Origin of the sequence: Helicobacter sp. CLO-3 (assembly GCF_001854545.1) — a bacterium.
In the GTDB taxonomy this organism is placed as follows: Bacteria; Campylobacterota; Campylobacteria; order Campylobacterales; family Helicobacteraceae; genus Helicobacter_B.
In genome coordinates, this window is record NZ_MLQN01000010.1 from 23,060 (window position 1) to 38,800 (window position 15,741).

Annotated in this window: 15 protein-coding genes and 2 pseudogenes; 14 read left to right on the top strand and 3 right to left on the bottom strand. The window is 43.2% G+C overall.

The window, feature by feature from the left end:
* Nucleotides 1-3: 3 nt before the first annotated feature.
* Nucleotides 4-909: a cysteine synthase A gene (gene cysK, locus BKN38_RS03945; RefSeq protein ID WP_066454007.1), complete on the bottom strand. Its 906-nt coding sequence runs from the start codon at nucleotides 907-909 to the stop codon at nucleotides 4-6.
* An 89-nt stretch (nucleotides 910-998) separates the two neighbouring features.
* Nucleotides 999-1,124 carry a hypothetical protein gene (locus BKN38_RS11745; RefSeq protein ID WP_256325527.1) on the bottom strand — a complete coding sequence of 42 codons (126 nt, stop codon included), beginning with the start codon at nucleotides 1,122-1,124 and terminating at the stop codon, nucleotides 999-1,001.
* Between the two features lie 86 nt (nucleotides 1,125-1,210).
* Here BKN38_RS11745 and BKN38_RS03950 point away from each other — a divergent pair, with 86 nt between their 5' ends.
* From BKN38_RS03950 to BKN38_RS11750, 14 genes and pseudogenes are all read left to right on the top strand, one after another.
* Nucleotides 1,211-2,461, top strand: coding sequence for an NAD(P)/FAD-dependent oxidoreductase (locus BKN38_RS03950; RefSeq protein WP_066454004.1), 1,251 nt, complete (start codon nucleotides 1,211-1,213; stop codon nucleotides 2,459-2,461).
* Nucleotides 2,462-2,719: 258 nt separating this feature from the next.
* Nucleotides 2,720-3,745 carry a phosphoribosylformylglycinamidine cyclo-ligase gene (gene purM / locus BKN38_RS03955; protein WP_233712898.1) on the top strand — a complete coding sequence of 342 codons (1,026 nt, stop codon included), beginning with the start codon at nucleotides 2,720-2,722 and terminating at the stop codon, nucleotides 3,743-3,745.
* Nucleotides 3,746-4,019: 274 nt separating this feature from the next.
* Nucleotides 4,020-4,826, top strand: a complete 807-nt coding sequence (locus BKN38_RS03960; RefSeq protein ID WP_066454002.1) for an SH3 domain-containing protein — start codon at nucleotides 4,020-4,022, stop codon at nucleotides 4,824-4,826.
* Nucleotides 4,823-5,068: pseudogene (locus tag BKN38_RS10575) on the top strand (shikimate dehydrogenase); the annotation flags it as partial. The gene BKN38_RS03960 and the pseudogene BKN38_RS10575, both read left to right, overlap by 4 nt.
* Before the next feature lie 291 nt (nucleotides 5,069-5,359).
* Nucleotides 5,360-5,518, top strand: a pseudogene (locus BKN38_RS12255) (shikimate dehydrogenase); the annotation flags it as partial.
* A gap of 499 nt (nucleotides 5,519-6,017) precedes the next feature.
* Nucleotides 6,018-8,624 (top strand): ribonuclease R family protein, encoded by a 2,607-nt coding sequence (locus BKN38_RS03970; protein ID WP_070957694.1) that lies wholly within the window; start codon nucleotides 6,018-6,020, stop codon nucleotides 8,622-8,624.
* 210 nt (nucleotides 8,625-8,834) lie between these two features.
* Nucleotides 8,835-9,212, top strand: a complete 378-nt coding sequence (locus tag BKN38_RS03975) for a hypothetical protein (protein WP_066453994.1) — start codon at nucleotides 8,835-8,837, stop codon at nucleotides 9,210-9,212.
* Nucleotides 9,213-9,251: 39 nt separating this feature from the next.
* Nucleotides 9,252-9,656, top strand: coding sequence for a hypothetical protein (locus tag BKN38_RS03980; RefSeq protein WP_066453991.1), 405 nt, complete (start codon nucleotides 9,252-9,254; stop codon nucleotides 9,654-9,656).
* A gap of 107 nt (nucleotides 9,657-9,763) precedes the next feature.
* Nucleotides 9,764-10,225: a hypothetical protein gene (locus tag BKN38_RS03985; RefSeq protein WP_066453988.1), complete on the top strand. Its 462-nt coding sequence runs from the start codon at nucleotides 9,764-9,766 to the stop codon at nucleotides 10,223-10,225.
* 38 nt (nucleotides 10,226-10,263) lie between these two features.
* A complete protein-coding gene (locus BKN38_RS03990; RefSeq protein ID WP_233712897.1) occupies nucleotides 10,264-10,977 on the top strand; it encodes a hypothetical protein in 714 nt (237 codons plus the stop codon).
* 151 nt (nucleotides 10,978-11,128) lie between these two features.
* Complete coding sequence (locus BKN38_RS03995; protein WP_066453986.1) at nucleotides 11,129-11,962, top strand: hypothetical protein; 834 nt, start codon at nucleotides 11,129-11,131, stop codon at nucleotides 11,960-11,962.
* A gap of 100 nt (nucleotides 11,963-12,062) precedes the next feature.
* Nucleotides 12,063-12,755, top strand: a complete 693-nt coding sequence (locus BKN38_RS04000) for a hypothetical protein (protein ID WP_233712896.1) — start codon at nucleotides 12,063-12,065, stop codon at nucleotides 12,753-12,755.
* A gap of 42 nt (nucleotides 12,756-12,797) precedes the next feature.
* Entirely contained in the window at nucleotides 12,798-13,562 is a 765-nt protein-coding gene (locus BKN38_RS04005) for a hypothetical protein (RefSeq protein WP_066454814.1), read from the top strand.
* A 3-nt stretch (nucleotides 13,563-13,565) separates the two neighbouring features.
* Entirely contained in the window at nucleotides 13,566-14,483 is a 918-nt protein-coding gene (locus BKN38_RS11750; protein WP_233712895.1) for a hypothetical protein, read from the top strand.
* A 268-nt stretch (nucleotides 14,484-14,751) separates the two neighbouring features.
* Here BKN38_RS11750 and BKN38_RS04015 read toward each other — a convergent pair whose 3' ends face one another.
* Nucleotides 14,752-15,741, bottom strand: a complete 990-nt coding sequence (locus BKN38_RS04015) for an outer membrane beta-barrel protein (RefSeq protein WP_156528148.1) — start codon at nucleotides 15,739-15,741, stop codon at nucleotides 14,752-14,754.

Below are 15,741 nucleotides of genomic sequence, written 5' to 3' on the forward strand. Positions count from 1 at the left end.
AACTCACAGCGTATTAAACAAATCCGTGGAGAGGTAGCGCTCTGCGGTGTCATTTAGCATAGTTAGCACTTTTTTGTCCGGGTTTGCCTGCGCGATTTTGGTGGCGATAGCGACATTTGCGCCGCTAGAGATGCCTACCATCACGCCGATTTTGCCAAGTGCTTGCGCGGTTTTTATCGCCTCATCATTCTCCGCGCACTCGATTTTATTGATGATATCGCGGTTTAGGATTTGTGGGATGAAGTTCGCGCCGATGCCTTGTATTTTGTGCCCTGCGGCTTGTCCTTTGCTTAGCAGTGGCGATGCGGCGGGCTCTACGCCGATGATTTGGATGCCCGGGATTTTTTCTTTTAGCACTTCGCCTACCCCGCTTATCGTCCCGCCTGTGCCAAATCCAGCGACGAAATAATCAAGCTTGCCTTCAAAGCTTTCAAAAATCTCGATAGCTGTCGTTTTGCGGTGCATCTCTTTGTTTGCTGGGTTTTCAAACTGGCTTGGCATGAAGGCGTTATCCATAGATTCTAGGATTTCTTGCGCCTTGTTTAGCGCGCCTTTCATCCCTTCGCTCGCAGGAGTTAGCTCAAGCTTCGCGCCAAAAAACGCCATCATCTTGCGCCGCTCGATACTCATAGATTCTGGCATAGTGATGATGATTTGTAGCCCAAGACTTGCGCAAATCATCGCGAGCGAGATGCCCATATTTCCGCTGGTGCATTCGACTATGGTGGTGTCTTTTGTGATTTTGCCTTCATCTATGCCTTTTTGTATCATGGCGTATGCGGGGCGGTCTTTTACCGAGTGGCTCGGGTTTAGGAACTCGCATTTGCCATAGAGGTTTGGTGCGAATTGGTGTAGGTGCAAAATAGGCGTGTTGCCGATGATGTCGGTGATGTTGCTTGCGATTTTCATGGTAATCCTTGTAGATGATGTGAGTGGCTTGGTGTAAGCCTGTTTGGGCTAGAAGCCAGCGCAGAAATTAGCACTATTTTTGTTTAAAGTCAATATTTACGCGCTTGAAATGCTTCAAAATCCCAGAATCCAAACGCCGCGCAAGAATCTAGCGCCAGAATCTGCCGCAATCCTACGCCAGAATCCACCGCCAAAAATGCGCGCACCAGAATCAAAAAGTAAAAAATCTTTTTAACTTTATAAAAAAATAATCCAACTTGGGCTATGATAATCCGCAACCAAATGCTTTCAAGGAGCATCTATGCAAGCAAACAACACAACAGATTCTGCCAGCGCCACCAAAAAGCCAAAAGTGCTCATCGTCGGCGGCGGCTATGGCGGACTAAAAGCAGCACTCGGACTACAACGCAAGCTAAAAACAGACGCGGACATCACGCTAATCAGCAAACACGACTACCACTACCAAACGACGCTTTTACACAAAGTCGCTATCGGCACGCTAAGCTCGCGCAAAGCCAGAATCTTCTACCGCAAGATTCTCAACCCGCGCAAAGTCCGCTTCATCAAAGACAAAATCACCAAAATCCTCCCCGATGAAAACAAAGTAATCGGCAATGGCGGGGAATACGCGTATGATTATCTGATAATCGGGCTTGGGTTTAGGCCCGATAGCTTTGGCGTCAAGGGCGTGGATAAGCACACTTACAAGCTTTCTAGCTTAAACGCCGCGCTAAAGCTTATGAAAAATATCGAAAACAAATTCAAAGAATACACGCACACCAAAAATGCGCAAGATTTGTCTGTAATCGTGTGTGGCACGGGATTTACCGGGATAGAATTCACCGCCGAGCTTGCCACGCAGCTAGATGAGCTTTGCTTGATTTGTGGTATCGATCGCTCCTTGCCAAAGCTTACTTGCATCGGGCGCTCGGCGCATATTTTGCCGGTGTTTGATGAGAAGCTAGCGCAAGTCGCAGAATCTAAGCTAAAAAATCTCGGCGTAGATATCATCTCTGGCGCCAGCATCGAAGAGATAAAAGAGGGCGTAGTGATAGCGCGCGAGTGCAAAAGCGACAAAAAGCTCGAAATCAAGGGCAATACGATAATCTGGAGTGCGGGCGTAAAGGGAAGTGACATCATCGAAAACTCCACCTTGCCAAACAAAAAAGGCAGAATCCCGGTAAATGCGCAGCTGCAATGCGAAGAATACCCAAATATCTATGTCGTGGGCGATAGCGCGCAAGCCAAAAACAAAGACATGATACACGCGCCCACCGCCCAGCTATCCGCGCAGATGGGTGACTATGTCGCGGAGCTTTTTGTCGCAAAGCTTAGCGGCAAGGAGTTTGAGCGTCCATTTACCTTTAACCACCGCGGCACGGTGTGCTCTATCGGGCATACAGATGGCGTGGGCGTGGTGTTTAAGCGCCCGGTGAAAGGCGAAATAGCGGCATTTATGAAAAACACGATAGAAAACAAATGGCTTTTTAGCCTCGGCGGCTTTGAAATGGTGTTTAAAAAAGGGCAGTTTAGATACCGCACGAGTAATTAGTGCTTGGCGCGTGAAATTAAAAACTTGGAACCTTCGAAGATTTGACTTTGTAGCTTTTGTAGTCTTGAAGTTTGCGGGCGGCTTGTAAATGATATGCCCTTGATTTGTTTTGCCTCGCTACTTTGTTAAGTGCGTTTAGGTGCGTGAGTGTGTATGGGCCAGATATGCGCCAAAATACAGCAAATCCGCAATCATTTTGGCATTTTTAGTAGTTTTTGCTATAATGCGCGCTTATTTCACAAGGCAAGGATGCGCCAAATGCCAAACAAACAAGACAAAAAAATGCCAGCCAAAAAAGCGCCCACTTACAAAGATTCTGGCGTGGATATCGATGAGGGAAATGCGCTCGTAGATGCGCTAAAACCCCTTGTCAAAAGCACTTTTAGCCCGCAAGTCATCGGCGGTATAGGCTCATTTGCTGGGGCTTTTGCCCTGCCAAAAGGCTATAGCGAGCCTGTGATTTTGGCAGCGACAGATGGCGTGGGGACGAAGCTGCGATTAGCGATTGATGCGGATAGGCTTGATTCTGTGGGGATTGATCTAGTGGCGATGTGTGTGAATGACCTTATTTGCAACTTCGCCACGCCGCTATTTTTTCTTGATTATTATGCTACAGGCAAGCTTGACAAAAAAGCCGCGCTTCGCGTGATAGAGGGCATCGTAAAAGGTTGCAAGCAAGCAAATTGCTCGCTCATAGGAGGCGAGAGCGCGGAGATGCCCGGAATGTATCATGGCAAAGATTTCGATCTAGCAGGCTTTGCGGTAGGTATCGCTGAAAAAAGCGAGCTAGAATCCCCGCCGCGCGTGAAAGAGGGCGACATACTTATGGGGCTGCCAAGCAGTGGCTTGCATTCCAATGGCTATTCGCTCGCGCGCAAGGTGCTTTTTGAGACGCTTGGGATGAAGTTTGAAGACAAGCTAGGCAAGCGCACGCTTATCGACATTTTGCTAGAGCCTACCAAAATCTATGTATCCACTTTCAAAAAATACCAGCATTTCATCAATGCCCTAGCGCATATCACAGGAGGCGGGATCATCGAGAATCTTCCGCGCGTGCTACCAAAGGGGCTTGGCGCGCAGATTGACACGAGCTCGATTCCAGAGCAAGAGATTTTCACGCTACTTAGCCAGCATATCGATAGGGATGAGGCGTATCGGGTGTTTAATATGGGCGTTGGAATGATTTTTGCTGTATCGCAGGAAAACACCATGCCGCTGCTGAAAAATACCAATGCCTTCGTGCTTGGCAAAGTGGTGAAAAAAAGCGGGGTGGTTTTGGTGTAGTTTCTGCTGTGTTGCTGCTGTAGTTTTTGTGACTGCGTGGTGGCGCCCGCTGTGGCTTGCTTTTATGGCGATGGCTTGCTTTTGTAGCGACTGCGCGGCTTTTGTGATTGCTTGTGATTATTTGTGGCAGCTGGCTGCAGCAGGTGCGGATTCTGCGTTGATTGCGCCTGTTTGCGCTTGCTGTATTTGTAGCTGTCGCTGTTTGGGTGCGCTGGCGTTTATTTGCATTATTTATTGTTTTTATGTTTTGCCATTTTATTTATAGGGGCGAATTTTGAAATTATTTATCAAAGCATATACGCTTCCGATTTTGATACTATTAATCGGCTTGGCAATATATTATTTTGTCTTTGCTGAAAGCGTGAAGCGGCGCGATATGGGGCATGGCCAAACGCTAGCAGAAGCGCCAAAAGAAGCGGGGGGCGCAGAATCTAGCGGAGAATCTGGCGCAGAATCCACACCAGATAAAAACGCGCCAACACGCCTTGCTGGCAATGATATCACATCCGCCTTGCCAGATGCGAGCGCGCAAACGCCACAAACAATTGATGCCTCTGCTTCTCCTGCGCCAAATAGCGCAGAATCCAATGCCGCGCAAACACCGCCAAACGCGCAAGATTCTAGCCAAGATTCTGACAAAACAAGCGCGACACAAAGTGCGACACAAAATACCACACCAAGCACGCCAAACACCACAGGCGACACCAAAAAAGAAGCGATTTATTATGTCACAGCCACGAGCGTAAATGTCCGCGCCGAGCCTAGCACGACAGCAAGGATCGTCAGAAAGCTCACGCTCGGACAAAGCGCGGTGGTTACACATATTCAAGATGATTGGGCGAAGCTTGATTCTGGCGGGTGGGTAAGCCTAGCGCTTCTTTCAGCCATAGAGCCCAAGCAAAAGCTCTACACCGTCATCCCAAACACGCTAAATATCCGCGAAGAGCCGCTGCCAAACGCCCGCGTGATTGGCGCGCTCTATAAAGATCAGCGCGTGCAAGTCGAGCAAGTCCAAGATGATTGGGCGAAGCTTGATTCTGGCGGGTGGGTCTCGCGCAGACTCCTAAAAGAACTCAAATGACATATCTTGGCGTCTTTGGCAATCCTATCGCGCACTCCCTCTCCCCACTCCTGCATAACGCGGTGCTTAGCACGCTAGGCATCAACGCAGTCTATGGTAGATTCAAGCTAGAAAATGGCGAGAATCTGCGCCAAAGCTTTTTTGATCTGCGTTTGAGCGGCGCAAATATCACGCTGCCTTTCAAAGAGCACGCCTACAAACAAGCCGATATCCTAGATCCCACAGCCAAAGAAATAGGCGCGATAAATACGCTCGTGCTAGATAAAACTACGCAAAAGCTAATCGGCTATAATACCGATACGAGCGGGTTTTTGGCGACATTGCTAATGGCGGGAAAGGGCGCTGGTGGCGCGGGCGGTGGCGCAAAATCCAAAAAATTGCCAGAATCTAAAAGCGCAGATTTTGGGGATTCTAGGGGCTCTAAAGATTCTAGCGACTCCAAAAATTTTGCAAATGTCTTGACAGATGATTTGCTAGGCGCGCTAAACAGCGGCGCGCCTAGTGATTTGCGCGCGTGCTTTGGTGTAGGTTTGGGAATAGATTCTGCGCTTATTTTGGGCGCTGGCGGAAGTGCCAAAGCATTAGCCTATATCTTGCATCAAAAAGGCGTGCGCGTGCTGGTTGCCAATCGCTCGCCAAAAGCGGAATATTTCGCAAGCAAAGGCATCGCGTTTTGCACTTTTGATGAGCTAGAATCTATCGCCAAAGTGGATTCTGGCGAGGCGGATTCTGCCAAAGTAGATTTTGGCAAAATGGATTCTGGCAAAGCAAAATCTAGCGAGGCGAATTCTAAAAAATCAGATTCTGACAAAATAGATTCTGCCAAACGAGATGCCAAATCAGACGCCAAACTAGATTCCACCAGCGCCACGCCAAACGCGCGCTTTGATCTCATCCTAAACGCCACGAGTGCGAGTATCAAAAACGACTTACCTTTGGCAGAATCCACTTTGCGCCCCCTACTATCGCGCGCGAAACTCGCCTATGATTTGATGTATGGCACGCCTAGCCCGTTTCTAAACCTCGCCAAAAGCCTTGACATAGCGTGCAAAGATGGCGCGGATATGCTTATCATGCAAGCGGTGTTTGCGCTAAAGCTTTTTATCCCAGAGATTGACATAAATCGTGCGTATAGCGTCATGAGCGCGGTTTTCCCGCGAAAATCTTAAGCCGCCGCGCGATGTGAGATAGATGAAAGAATTTTTGATAGGCTTAGCGCTAGGCAGGAAAGAAATCCCTAGGAAGTTTATGCCTCTTTATGAGCAGATAAAATCCTGCGGCGCGCTAGAAAAGCATGGTGCGAAACATGATACCAAATATGACAAAGCGCTAGAATCTAGCTACCTAGAATCTAGTGGCGAAGATGACACGCACGATGCCAACGCCAAATGCGCCAAAACTGCCAAATGCTCCAAGCACTCCAAATCCACCCGCGCGCAAAAGCATCAAAAATACCATAAATACCAAGAAAAAGCGCGCGATAAATATCAAAAATCTAGCGCGCAAGATTCTAGCCAAGCGCAAATGAGCGCAGAATCTAGCCACGCCAAACACACACCAAACCACCATGCGCCAAACCATTTGCCAAGCCACTCGCAACCCCCAAGCAAGCACGCCTACAAACTCTCTGATAAATTCATCATCGCGCAAATCATCATCCACAACCACCGCATTTTCGCCAAAAATATTGCAAAGCCTAACGACAAAGATTTGCTGCTAAAAGGGCGCTATGGGAATCTAAAAGATGGCGACATCGTGCTTTTGCTCTCCATCACGCGCACGCCAAAGCTTATCAAAATCCTTTCATCAAGCGCTAGCGCGCCGCGCCTTGTGTATCTGGAGCGCAAAAAGGGCGCGATTGTCGGTATAGACTGCAAGACGCTAGAATCCACCCGCCTGCCCTTCTCGCAAAAATCGCTCCTAGAGCTTCCTAAGCACTGCGTGCTAGCGCTTGAAAATGGTAAAATCAAGCAGATTCTAGGTAGTCTTGATGACCCAAGCGTGGATGAGCGCATCTCGCTTTTTCTAAGCCAGCGCGCGGAGGATTTTGGCGAGGAGGCAAAAGAGCTTGCTAGAAATTTTGGCACGCAAGTCGAGCCTAGCTTATATCTAGCGCCCAAAAATGCAGAATCTACAAGCCACGCAAGCTACACAAGCTACGCAAGCTACACAAGCTACGCAAAATCCACAAACTCCGCGCATTCTAGCGCGCCTTATCGCAGAGATTTGCGCGCACTTGATTTTATCACCATCGATCCCATAGATGCCAAAGATCACGATGATGCGGTTTTTTGGGATATGCACGCGCACACGCTGTATGTGGCGATAGCGGATGTGAGCGAGTATGTCACGCCGCATACGCCGCTTGATGATGAGGCAAAAGCGCGCGGATTTAGCCTGTATTTCCCGCACAAATGCTATCCGATGCTGCCGCGTGAGCTTAGCGAGTCGCTCTGCTCGCTACGCCGCGATGAGGTGAAACTCGCGCTCGTATGGGAGATACGCCTGCATAAGCGCACCAAACTTCCCATAAAAGTGCAGCTCTATGAAGCGCTCATCACGCCAAAGGCAAATATCAGCTATGAAGCGGTGGATAAAATACTAGAATCTAGCGCGCAAATGGATTCTCGTGCAAAAGTAGATTCTCATGCAAAAATAGATTCTAGCAAAAAGCTAGATTCTGCTATGCCTTATGCGATTTGGATACGCGATTTGGCGCGCGTCACGCAGACGCTAAAAACTAAGCGCCTAGAAAAAGGCTATGATTTTAGCACGCGCGAGATGAAGCTACACCTTGATAAAAACAGCGAGCTAGAATCCATAAGCACGCACAAAAGCACGCCAAGCCACAGCCTCATCGAAGAATCCATGCTGCTAGCAAATATCCTAAGCGCGCAATGCCTAGCCACCGCGCTAAATGGCGCTGGCATCTATCGCACGCACGAAGCGCCGATGAAAGAGCGCATCCACGCGCTTTTTGCTGATATAAGCGAGCTTGGCTACACTATCCCAAAAGGCAAGCTGCACGCGCAAATACAGGCATTGCAAAAAGAGGCGGATAGGCGGGATAAAAAAGCGCTAGTGGAGAAAAGGGCGCAGATACGCAAAAGCGAGGCGCGTGAAAATATAGCGAGTGAAAATCAAGCAAGTAAAAATTTGAATTCTGCATGCACTTTAGATTCTCGCGATTTAGATTCTGCGCCAGAATCCGCCAATGCCCTAGATTCCGCCGCTGCGCTAAGTCATAGAGAGCTGCTCGATCGCCTCATCATCCGCGCGCAAAAAGAGGCGCGATACAGCGATGAGGTGGCGCTGCATTTTGGGCTTGGCTTTGAGACATACACGCATTTTACCTCGCCCATACGCCGATACAGCGACATCATCGCGCACCGCTTGCTAAAAGTGCTGCTGGCAAACGCGCCTATCGAGCTAAAGCCCGAAAGCCCGCATATCGCGCCGCTTGCGCCAAAGCATGCCAAGCAGATAGCCTACATCCTAGAATCTAGCAGCGCGATAATCCCCATGCTAAACACCAAAGAGCGCGCGATAGCCAAAACCGAGATGGATTTCAAAGACAGAAAATACGCGCGCGCGGCGTGCAAACACATCGGCAGGGCGCTGCGCGTGCGCGTGATAGATGAGCGCTATCCGGCGATTTGCGTGGCGGAGTCGCTGATATTTGGCGCGCGGATTTTTGTGGAGGATTCTAGGCGCGAGCTGGAGCGGCATGGCATATATCAGGCGCGACTCACGCGCGCAGAGCTAGCAAATGGCAGAATCTTCGCAGAGATTGAGTAGCGCGCTGGCGTGGCGTTTACATGATTTGGTATTAGCATTAGCTTTTGGCTTTTGGGCTTTTTGACTTTTGGGCTTTGGGGGGCTTTGCTTATTTAGATTCTGCTTATTTAGATTCTGGGTATAAAATACTGATTTGCTTCATAGCGATGCTGCCGTAGCAAAACTTTGTGGCAAAACTTTATTGCTAGAAACTAACATTAAGGAGATGATATGAAAAAGCTTGCGATTTTAGCGGTTTTGGTTTGCTCTTTTCTTTTTGGCGATGATTGGCACGATGATTATTGGAAGGAGAGGTCTTTTATGAATAAGAAAAATCTTGGATTTGCTCTTTGCGTAAAAACATTTTACAAAGACTTGCCAAGCGAAATAGCAGATGCTGATAGGGCTTTTAACTCAATCGACTTTATTGACCCAGATGATCCTGAAAGAATCCTTAAATTTATCCATGCTAATATCGATCGCTATATACCAAACTTCAAGCACCCAGAATTCTACCCTAAAAAATGGTATTTTGTAGCTTGTTTGAATATGTATAATTCTGAAGAGTATGAAGATATGATACGAAGGAAGGGCAAATACGCTAAGTGAAAAGGCAAATAAATTTGCCAAAATACATGGAAAAAAGCTATGAAAATTTTTTATATGGTATTTGTATTGCGCCTATTTGCGTATGCGGATAATTTCAAAAATATTATAATCTTGAAATTAGACAAGCCAACTATCAAGCTTAGCGAAATAGACAAAGACGGGGGAGAATACTATATCAATGCAATACGAGAGACTTGCGATACTCAAATCGTGCAACATTTTCACAAAGAAAACATTATCAAGTTTTTTCAATTTGCCAAAGAATATGATAGCTATCAAGCCGCTAGTTATTGTCATTTTCCTTGCAGAATCACAGGAAAGGTAAAGCTAGATTCTGCGATATATGACTTTGAGTTAAACGAGGGAGGCTTCGCTGTGCTAAAAGACAGAAATGAAAAGCGATACTTTGGCGATGAAAAATTATATGGAGAATGTGGTATCTAGGATGAGATGCTATGCTGTGTGATATTTCAAGCCTTAAGTCTAAAAGGGGTTTTGTAGAGATGTCGCAGAGGTTTTGCAAGCGGGGTAAAATATTTTGGGAGCGATAAATGAAAAAGATGGTTTTGCTGTTAGGCTGTTTGGTTTTCGTGCATGCAGAATCAATCCACAAAAATGAATTGACCCCAGAAATAAAAGAAAGCTCCAAATATCAGCAAGAAGTTTGCGGCGATGATAATCATTGCTCGGCTAATGAAGAGTTTATCTCTAATGTGGATATTTCAGAGGCTTTTAAACAAGACTTGCAAAAAGAAATTAGATTTCCAAAATATGATATAAGAGCGTTAATTTATAAACAAATCCTAGCTATGAGCTTACCCAATGATAATGAAAGCGTAAAGAAAGCTATTGTTATCACGACAGAGAGCGGCGATTTAAACGCAGAGATAGAGATCACAAAGAGTGAAAATAAACTTGTGGTTACATATATTGTCGAAGCAGAAGAAAGCATAAAAACTTATATAAAAACTCCTAATGGAGTCAAAATCCTCAATCAAACTTCGATGCTGTAAATCAACAATATGAGGATGTGGCTGCTACTTTTAGGATTTTGCAAGAGGGCTATAAAAACACCTTTGGAGACGATGAGAAAATGAAATACAAAGTGCTAGAAAACATTGGTAAATTCCTGTTTGATTCTATTTATCAAACAGGCATAAATAAAAAAATAGCAGTTATCTTAGGCGAACAAGCATTAGATTTAAAAATACTCTTAACAAACCCATATATTACAAAAATAGACATTTTAGAATACTTTGAATATTGTATTTTACAAGAAGCGCAATCTGATTTTGAAATTGATGAGGGCTTTATGGGGCAATATGATATTTATCCGCTTGATGTTTTGAGTAAAAGTTTGTTTGAAAATGACCCTAAACCTAGCTATGCAAGCGAATATATAGGAATAATTGGAGAGTGTTTTTTGGGTAATTTGATAGATTTTACTTGCAAAGATGAGAAGAGAAGTTTGTCTTGCTCTTTTGACTCTCCATTTGAAGCTTGGAAATATTTTAAAGAAATATTCTTTTATCAATATCAAAATTATTTATATGATAACAGCAAAAAAGAGGAGTACTCTAAAATACTTTGGAGCAATTTTAAAGATTGGAATTCTTGGGATATAGGCGTATCGCTCACCAAAAAAGGCAGCAAATACCTCGAAGAAATCCTAGAGCCTAGATTCTATAACAAATACAAAGATTTGAGCGTGGAAATAGATGATAATGGAAATATCATAAGGTGGATAGGAGAGATTAATAGATAGGTTTTGCAATCCAAAAGCCGAAAAATTAGAGGATTTGATATAATTAAGGACATCTTTGGCAAATCTGGCGTGATGTGGGTATGACTTTTCTCTATTTTCTCGCTCAAAATTAAAAAGATAGGCTTGAATCCTATCCGCCCAAGGAGCAATAATGCGTTTAACACTTTTTGTATTTTTTATTGTGAATGTGATTTATGCCAATGTGCATAATGCGCATTTTCAAGATATGCTAAGTCAAACTCCCTACACCAGCACCCTGCACAAAGACAAAGAGACAGAATCTAGGATATATTACAAGGGGACAATAACGCTAAGTGGCGTGCTAGAATGGCAGATGTATCAAGACGAAGTGGATTTTTATTGGCGCTTGGTGTTTTTTCCTGATATGCCAAATGCTACTCCTAGGCTTTTTGACAATGAGAATGAGCCGATGCTTTTTGCAATATTTTTAAATGATGCGCTTAAAAGGGATGCTAGATTCCAAAAGAATAGCTTTTTGCAGATTTCTAATGTTTTGCAAGATAGGCTAAGTCAAGCAGATGAATATATTTTGGGCGGAGTAGCAGTGCGCGCAACGCTCACCTTAAAAGATTATTATATTGAGAAACATTTAGAGGGCGAAAGCGACACATACTATTATGCAAGCGTTGAGGCAGATTCTATAAAAATATTAGAGAATCCAAAAAGATGGTATATTGATAAGCGCGAACTTTCTAGCGAATATCTCCTTTTTCCTATCTCTAAAGATGCCTATATTAATTTGCGTCAATCCCCAAATGGCGAGATTACAAAGCAGATTCAAAAAACTGATATGCCAAAACCTTGTGAATACGAGGAGGATAAGGGCTTGATTTTGGAATTAGGCAGAGATTCTAGCAATCCCAAATGGGTAAAAGTAGCCTATATCCCACCAGAATCCAAAGACACAAGCAAAGCAATCTATGGGGTAATCCATGAAAGTCAGGTAAGCGCGGGGTGTGAATAAAGCAAGCAGGGAAAATGCGAATTTTGGGGTTGAAATTGGAGATTTTATTGCTAATGATTATTTTAGCCAAGAAATAGACAATTTTTAAAGGAACACAATCTTGATTAATCTCACGCAACAAGAGCTAGAAATTTGCTATGTTTTAAGTGAAATATTCAATACTAATATATCTTATGAGGATATATTGTGGGATATACAACAAGACACGCAAAGGTATCAAGAAGATAAAGAGTTATATCATAAATATGCTTATTTGAGTGGCAAGGAGGAATGTTTTGCTATTTTTAGAGTAAAAAGAAAATACAAAGAGGTAAAAAAGCAAATTTTATCCATAAAAAGTGATTTTACTCAAAAAGATTTAGAAAAGTTATTTTATATCACAGCCTTATATTGTTTAAAAAATAGAATGGTGATTGATGATGATTGGGTATTTGAGGAGGGTTGGAATAAGATAGAGTTTATGGAAAATATTGTAAAAATAAAGAAAATATCATTTTTTCAAAAAAAATATATCAATTTTAGGGTAAAAAATCATTATAAAATTCTATGTTTTATTTTTGGTTTTACGCATTATTGCTTTGAAGAACAAAAGAGTATAATCAAAAAGCACAGCTCTATACATTCGCATAGCTATACAATTTTTCTTATTGTGTGTATTCTTACTTTTGTTGGTGGCATTGTGTTTATATTTGTAGCTAGATATTTTATTGATTATGATAAATTATTCCTTATACTTGGTGCTTTTATTGGTATTATGGCTTTGATACGATGTTTTAAAAGTATATGGTTATGAATAAAAAAATAATCCACAAAATCCACAATAAGGCGGGAGAAGATGGCGATTGGTAGAGTAATGGCAGGAGTGAATTGTATCGCGTTTGATGAATTTTATGGCTTATTTGAAAATCGTTTAAAAAGATACGATGATGATTGGGACTTTGAGCTTTTTTTACAAATCCCAAACATCACAAAAGCAGATATTTTGGAGTATTTTGAAAATAATTTCTTGGGGACAATTATGGGGGATTCATGCGAATTTAGCGATGTGAGATTTCCTTTGTTTTTTGCAAAAAGCGAAAATTTGGCAAATTCTATACAGCCAAACTATAATAGCGAAAATGTTAGCATTATAGGGCAACTTTTTTTAGCGGGATATATCGACTTTGGTTCATATTATGATGACAAGGATAGAGACAGGATAGATTATCCCACAAACTTATCTTATTGGAAGGAAGACAAATATCAAGCTTGGATATATTTTAGGGATAATTTCTTTTATAAAAATGCTTTTGGTAAAAACTGCGATGAGGATATTCTAATTTATGAGGGCAAAGAATACACTAGAGAAAATTGTCCAAGCTACATAAATAAAGAAGGTAATCCTGTTTTGTGTGGCTATAGCACAATGTTTGGCGAAACCTCTTGGGACACTCCAAAATATTGGTCTCAATACAATATTTGGGTCGCAAGAACCAAAAAAGGCAGTAAATACCTTGAAGAAATCCTAGAGCCTAGATTCTATAATAAATACAAAGATTTAAGTGTAGAAATAGATGATAATGGAAATATCATAAGGTGGATAGGAGGGATTAATAGATGAGCTATGACGCATTTAGCAAGAGCCAAAAAGCAAGCAGAATCTAAGTATAATAGCAGAGGCAATCCGCCTTTTGTCTTCCGTCTTTTGCCTGCCGCTATCCGCCCTCAACAAAAGGATTCTAAAATGTTTGGTTTTATACTTAGCATAGGCTTAATGAGTATCGCTTTATTACTCATTAAAAATAAGGTTGCGTTATTTGTTTTTTGGCTTGTGTGCTGTTTTGCGCCATTTTTTGTATTTGTGTATAGGGGAGAATCTTCGAACCTGCACTATGCCTATGAAATGGGAACCAAAGAAGCCATAGAGGTGTGGTGTGGTATTTTATTTGTGAGCTTCTCATTTGCGCTAGGAATGCTGGCGATAGCGATATTTATCAAATATTTGTTTGGTAGATTTATCAATGCAAAACCAAATAATCAAGGCGCCTTATGGGCTTTTTTGACTAAAAAATATAAGATTTTTGAGATATTAAAACCTAAATTGGGAGAAAAAATGAGCAAAGATAATAAAGACAATATGGAATCTAGTGATCTCCCCACACCACGAGAAGAAATAGACCCTCTAGACTTGATTTGGTATGACAAAGAATATGCCGAAGATGAGTCAGGCAAAATGCGCTGGGAATTTGAGCTGTGGAATTTTGGCTATACAAATGCCTTTGAATATTGTAAGGATATATGGTTGGCATTTGGCTACAATATTGTTTTGATAGATTTTATGGATTGTGTAGATACTATGGTTTGGCGTTTTAAAATTAATGGTATGACTTGTATTTGGTTTTATGATGATTTTCCCCCTCGTCATTACATTCTTCCTTATAAAGAAACAGAAGAAAATCTTAATAAGCTTGAGGAATATATCAAAGTTATCCTTAATGAACTAAATAGACTTGTTATTGAAAAGAGGATTGAACCTTATTGATAAGTAAAGATTGGCTGTTAAAAGGATTCCAAATCCATAGCATTGGAGAAAGTATGATATACACAATGAAAGAAAAAAGGCTATCCGCTTTCAACAAAAGGATTCTAAATGCTAATATTTTTATTGCCCTGTTTGATGCTGTATTGTTTGTTTAAAACCAAAAATAAAATAAAAATACTTATCGCTTGGTTTATTCTTTATTTTGTGCCTAATTTTATTATGGTGCATGATGGGGAAGAGAATAATTTGGAAATGGTGCAGAATCTAGCTAAAACATATAATCATAAGAAAGCAGCAGATATAAGTCTCTATAGGCGATATCAGTGTTTGGGACTTCTAGCTTTATCAGCGGGATTTTCGCACCAAACTCGATGCGGTGCGTGCTGTCATAGGTGATGTTTAGCGCGCTGTTATAAAACGCGCTAAGCCCGCTTGCTGTGATAGAATCCGACGCGCTGCTATCTTGCGCCGCCTCTTTGCCATGCGTCCCATAGCCCACGCCCACGCCTTGCACGGTGCCAAACGCCCATTTGCCCTTGGTGTAAAAATCCAGCATCGCATCAATGTTTAGCACAAACTGCGAAGTGACGACGCTCTCCAAATCCACCGGGCGAATACTCATCACATAATCAAGATAAAGCCGCGCGCCAAATATTTTAAAGGGCTTGTATTGATACCCGCCACGCAGGGCAAAATCAAGCGAAGGAAGCCAAGCGCCATCGCCATATCCGCCGCTTTTGGTGATACTCTGCTGGTTTAGCGCGACTCCGGCGCCAAGCCCTACAAAAAGCGATGAGACGCTATGGTTGGGTGTGGTTTGTGTAGTCTGCGTGGTTTGTGTAGCTTGTGTGGCTTGCGCGCTTGGCAAAGGGTTTGGGCTAGTGGAATCTTGGCTAGCAGAATCTGCGCTGGTGGAATCTGCATTGGTAGATTTTGGCGCGCTAGAATCGTGGTTTGTAGATTCTGGTTGCGCGTTTAATGGTGTGGCGATAAAAACTACCAAAACAAAGCTAAGCGCTAAAAATGCTGACAAAAAACGCGTGTGTGATACTCTAGAATCTACCGCGCAAAATGCGGCAAACGAGCCAAATATATGAGAATCTAGCACACCAAAGCCTTTTGTCGCGCGCCATTTAGCCGCGCCACACCCTTTTGTCAATCTAGGCGCGCCACACCATTTTGCCAATCCACGAGCGCCAAAGCCACGCGCGAGCGCATCTCTCGCCCGGCAAAAACTAGAGATTTTCAAGCTAGGCAT

What these genes read in the sequence shown, in the direction of transcription:
- cysK (WP_066454007.1), bottom strand. Translation starts at nt 909, where the DNA reads ATGAAAATCGCAAGCAACATCACCGACATCATCGGCAACACGCCTATT.
- BKN38_RS03950 (WP_066454004.1), top strand. Translation starts at nt 1,211, where the DNA reads ATGCAAGCAAACAACACAACAGATTCTGCCAGCGCCACCAAAAAGCCA.
- purM (WP_233712898.1), top strand. Translation starts at nt 2,720, where the DNA reads ATGCCAAACAAACAAGACAAAAAAATGCCAGCCAAAAAAGCGCCCACT.
- BKN38_RS03970 (WP_070957694.1), top strand. Translation starts at nt 6,018, where the DNA reads ATGAAAGAATTTTTGATAGGCTTAGCGCTAGGCAGGAAAGAAATCCCT.
- BKN38_RS03975 (WP_066453994.1), top strand. Translation starts at nt 8,835, where the DNA reads ATGAAAAAGCTTGCGATTTTAGCGGTTTTGGTTTGCTCTTTTCTTTTT.
- BKN38_RS03980 (WP_066453991.1), top strand. Translation starts at nt 9,252, where the DNA reads ATGAAAATTTTTTATATGGTATTTGTATTGCGCCTATTTGCGTATGCG.
- BKN38_RS03985 (WP_066453988.1), top strand. Translation starts at nt 9,764, where the DNA reads ATGAAAAAGATGGTTTTGCTGTTAGGCTGTTTGGTTTTCGTGCATGCA.
- BKN38_RS03995 (WP_066453986.1), top strand. Translation starts at nt 11,129, where the DNA reads ATGCGTTTAACACTTTTTGTATTTTTTATTGTGAATGTGATTTATGCC.
- BKN38_RS04005 (WP_066454814.1), top strand. Translation starts at nt 12,798, where the DNA reads ATGGCGATTGGTAGAGTAATGGCAGGAGTGAATTGTATCGCGTTTGAT.
- BKN38_RS11750 (WP_233712895.1), top strand. Translation starts at nt 13,566, where the DNA reads ATGACGCATTTAGCAAGAGCCAAAAAGCAAGCAGAATCTAAGTATAAT.
- BKN38_RS04015 (WP_156528148.1), bottom strand. Translation starts at nt 15,741, where the DNA reads ATGCCTAGCTTGAAAATCTCTAGTTTTTGCCGGGCGAGAGATGCGCTC.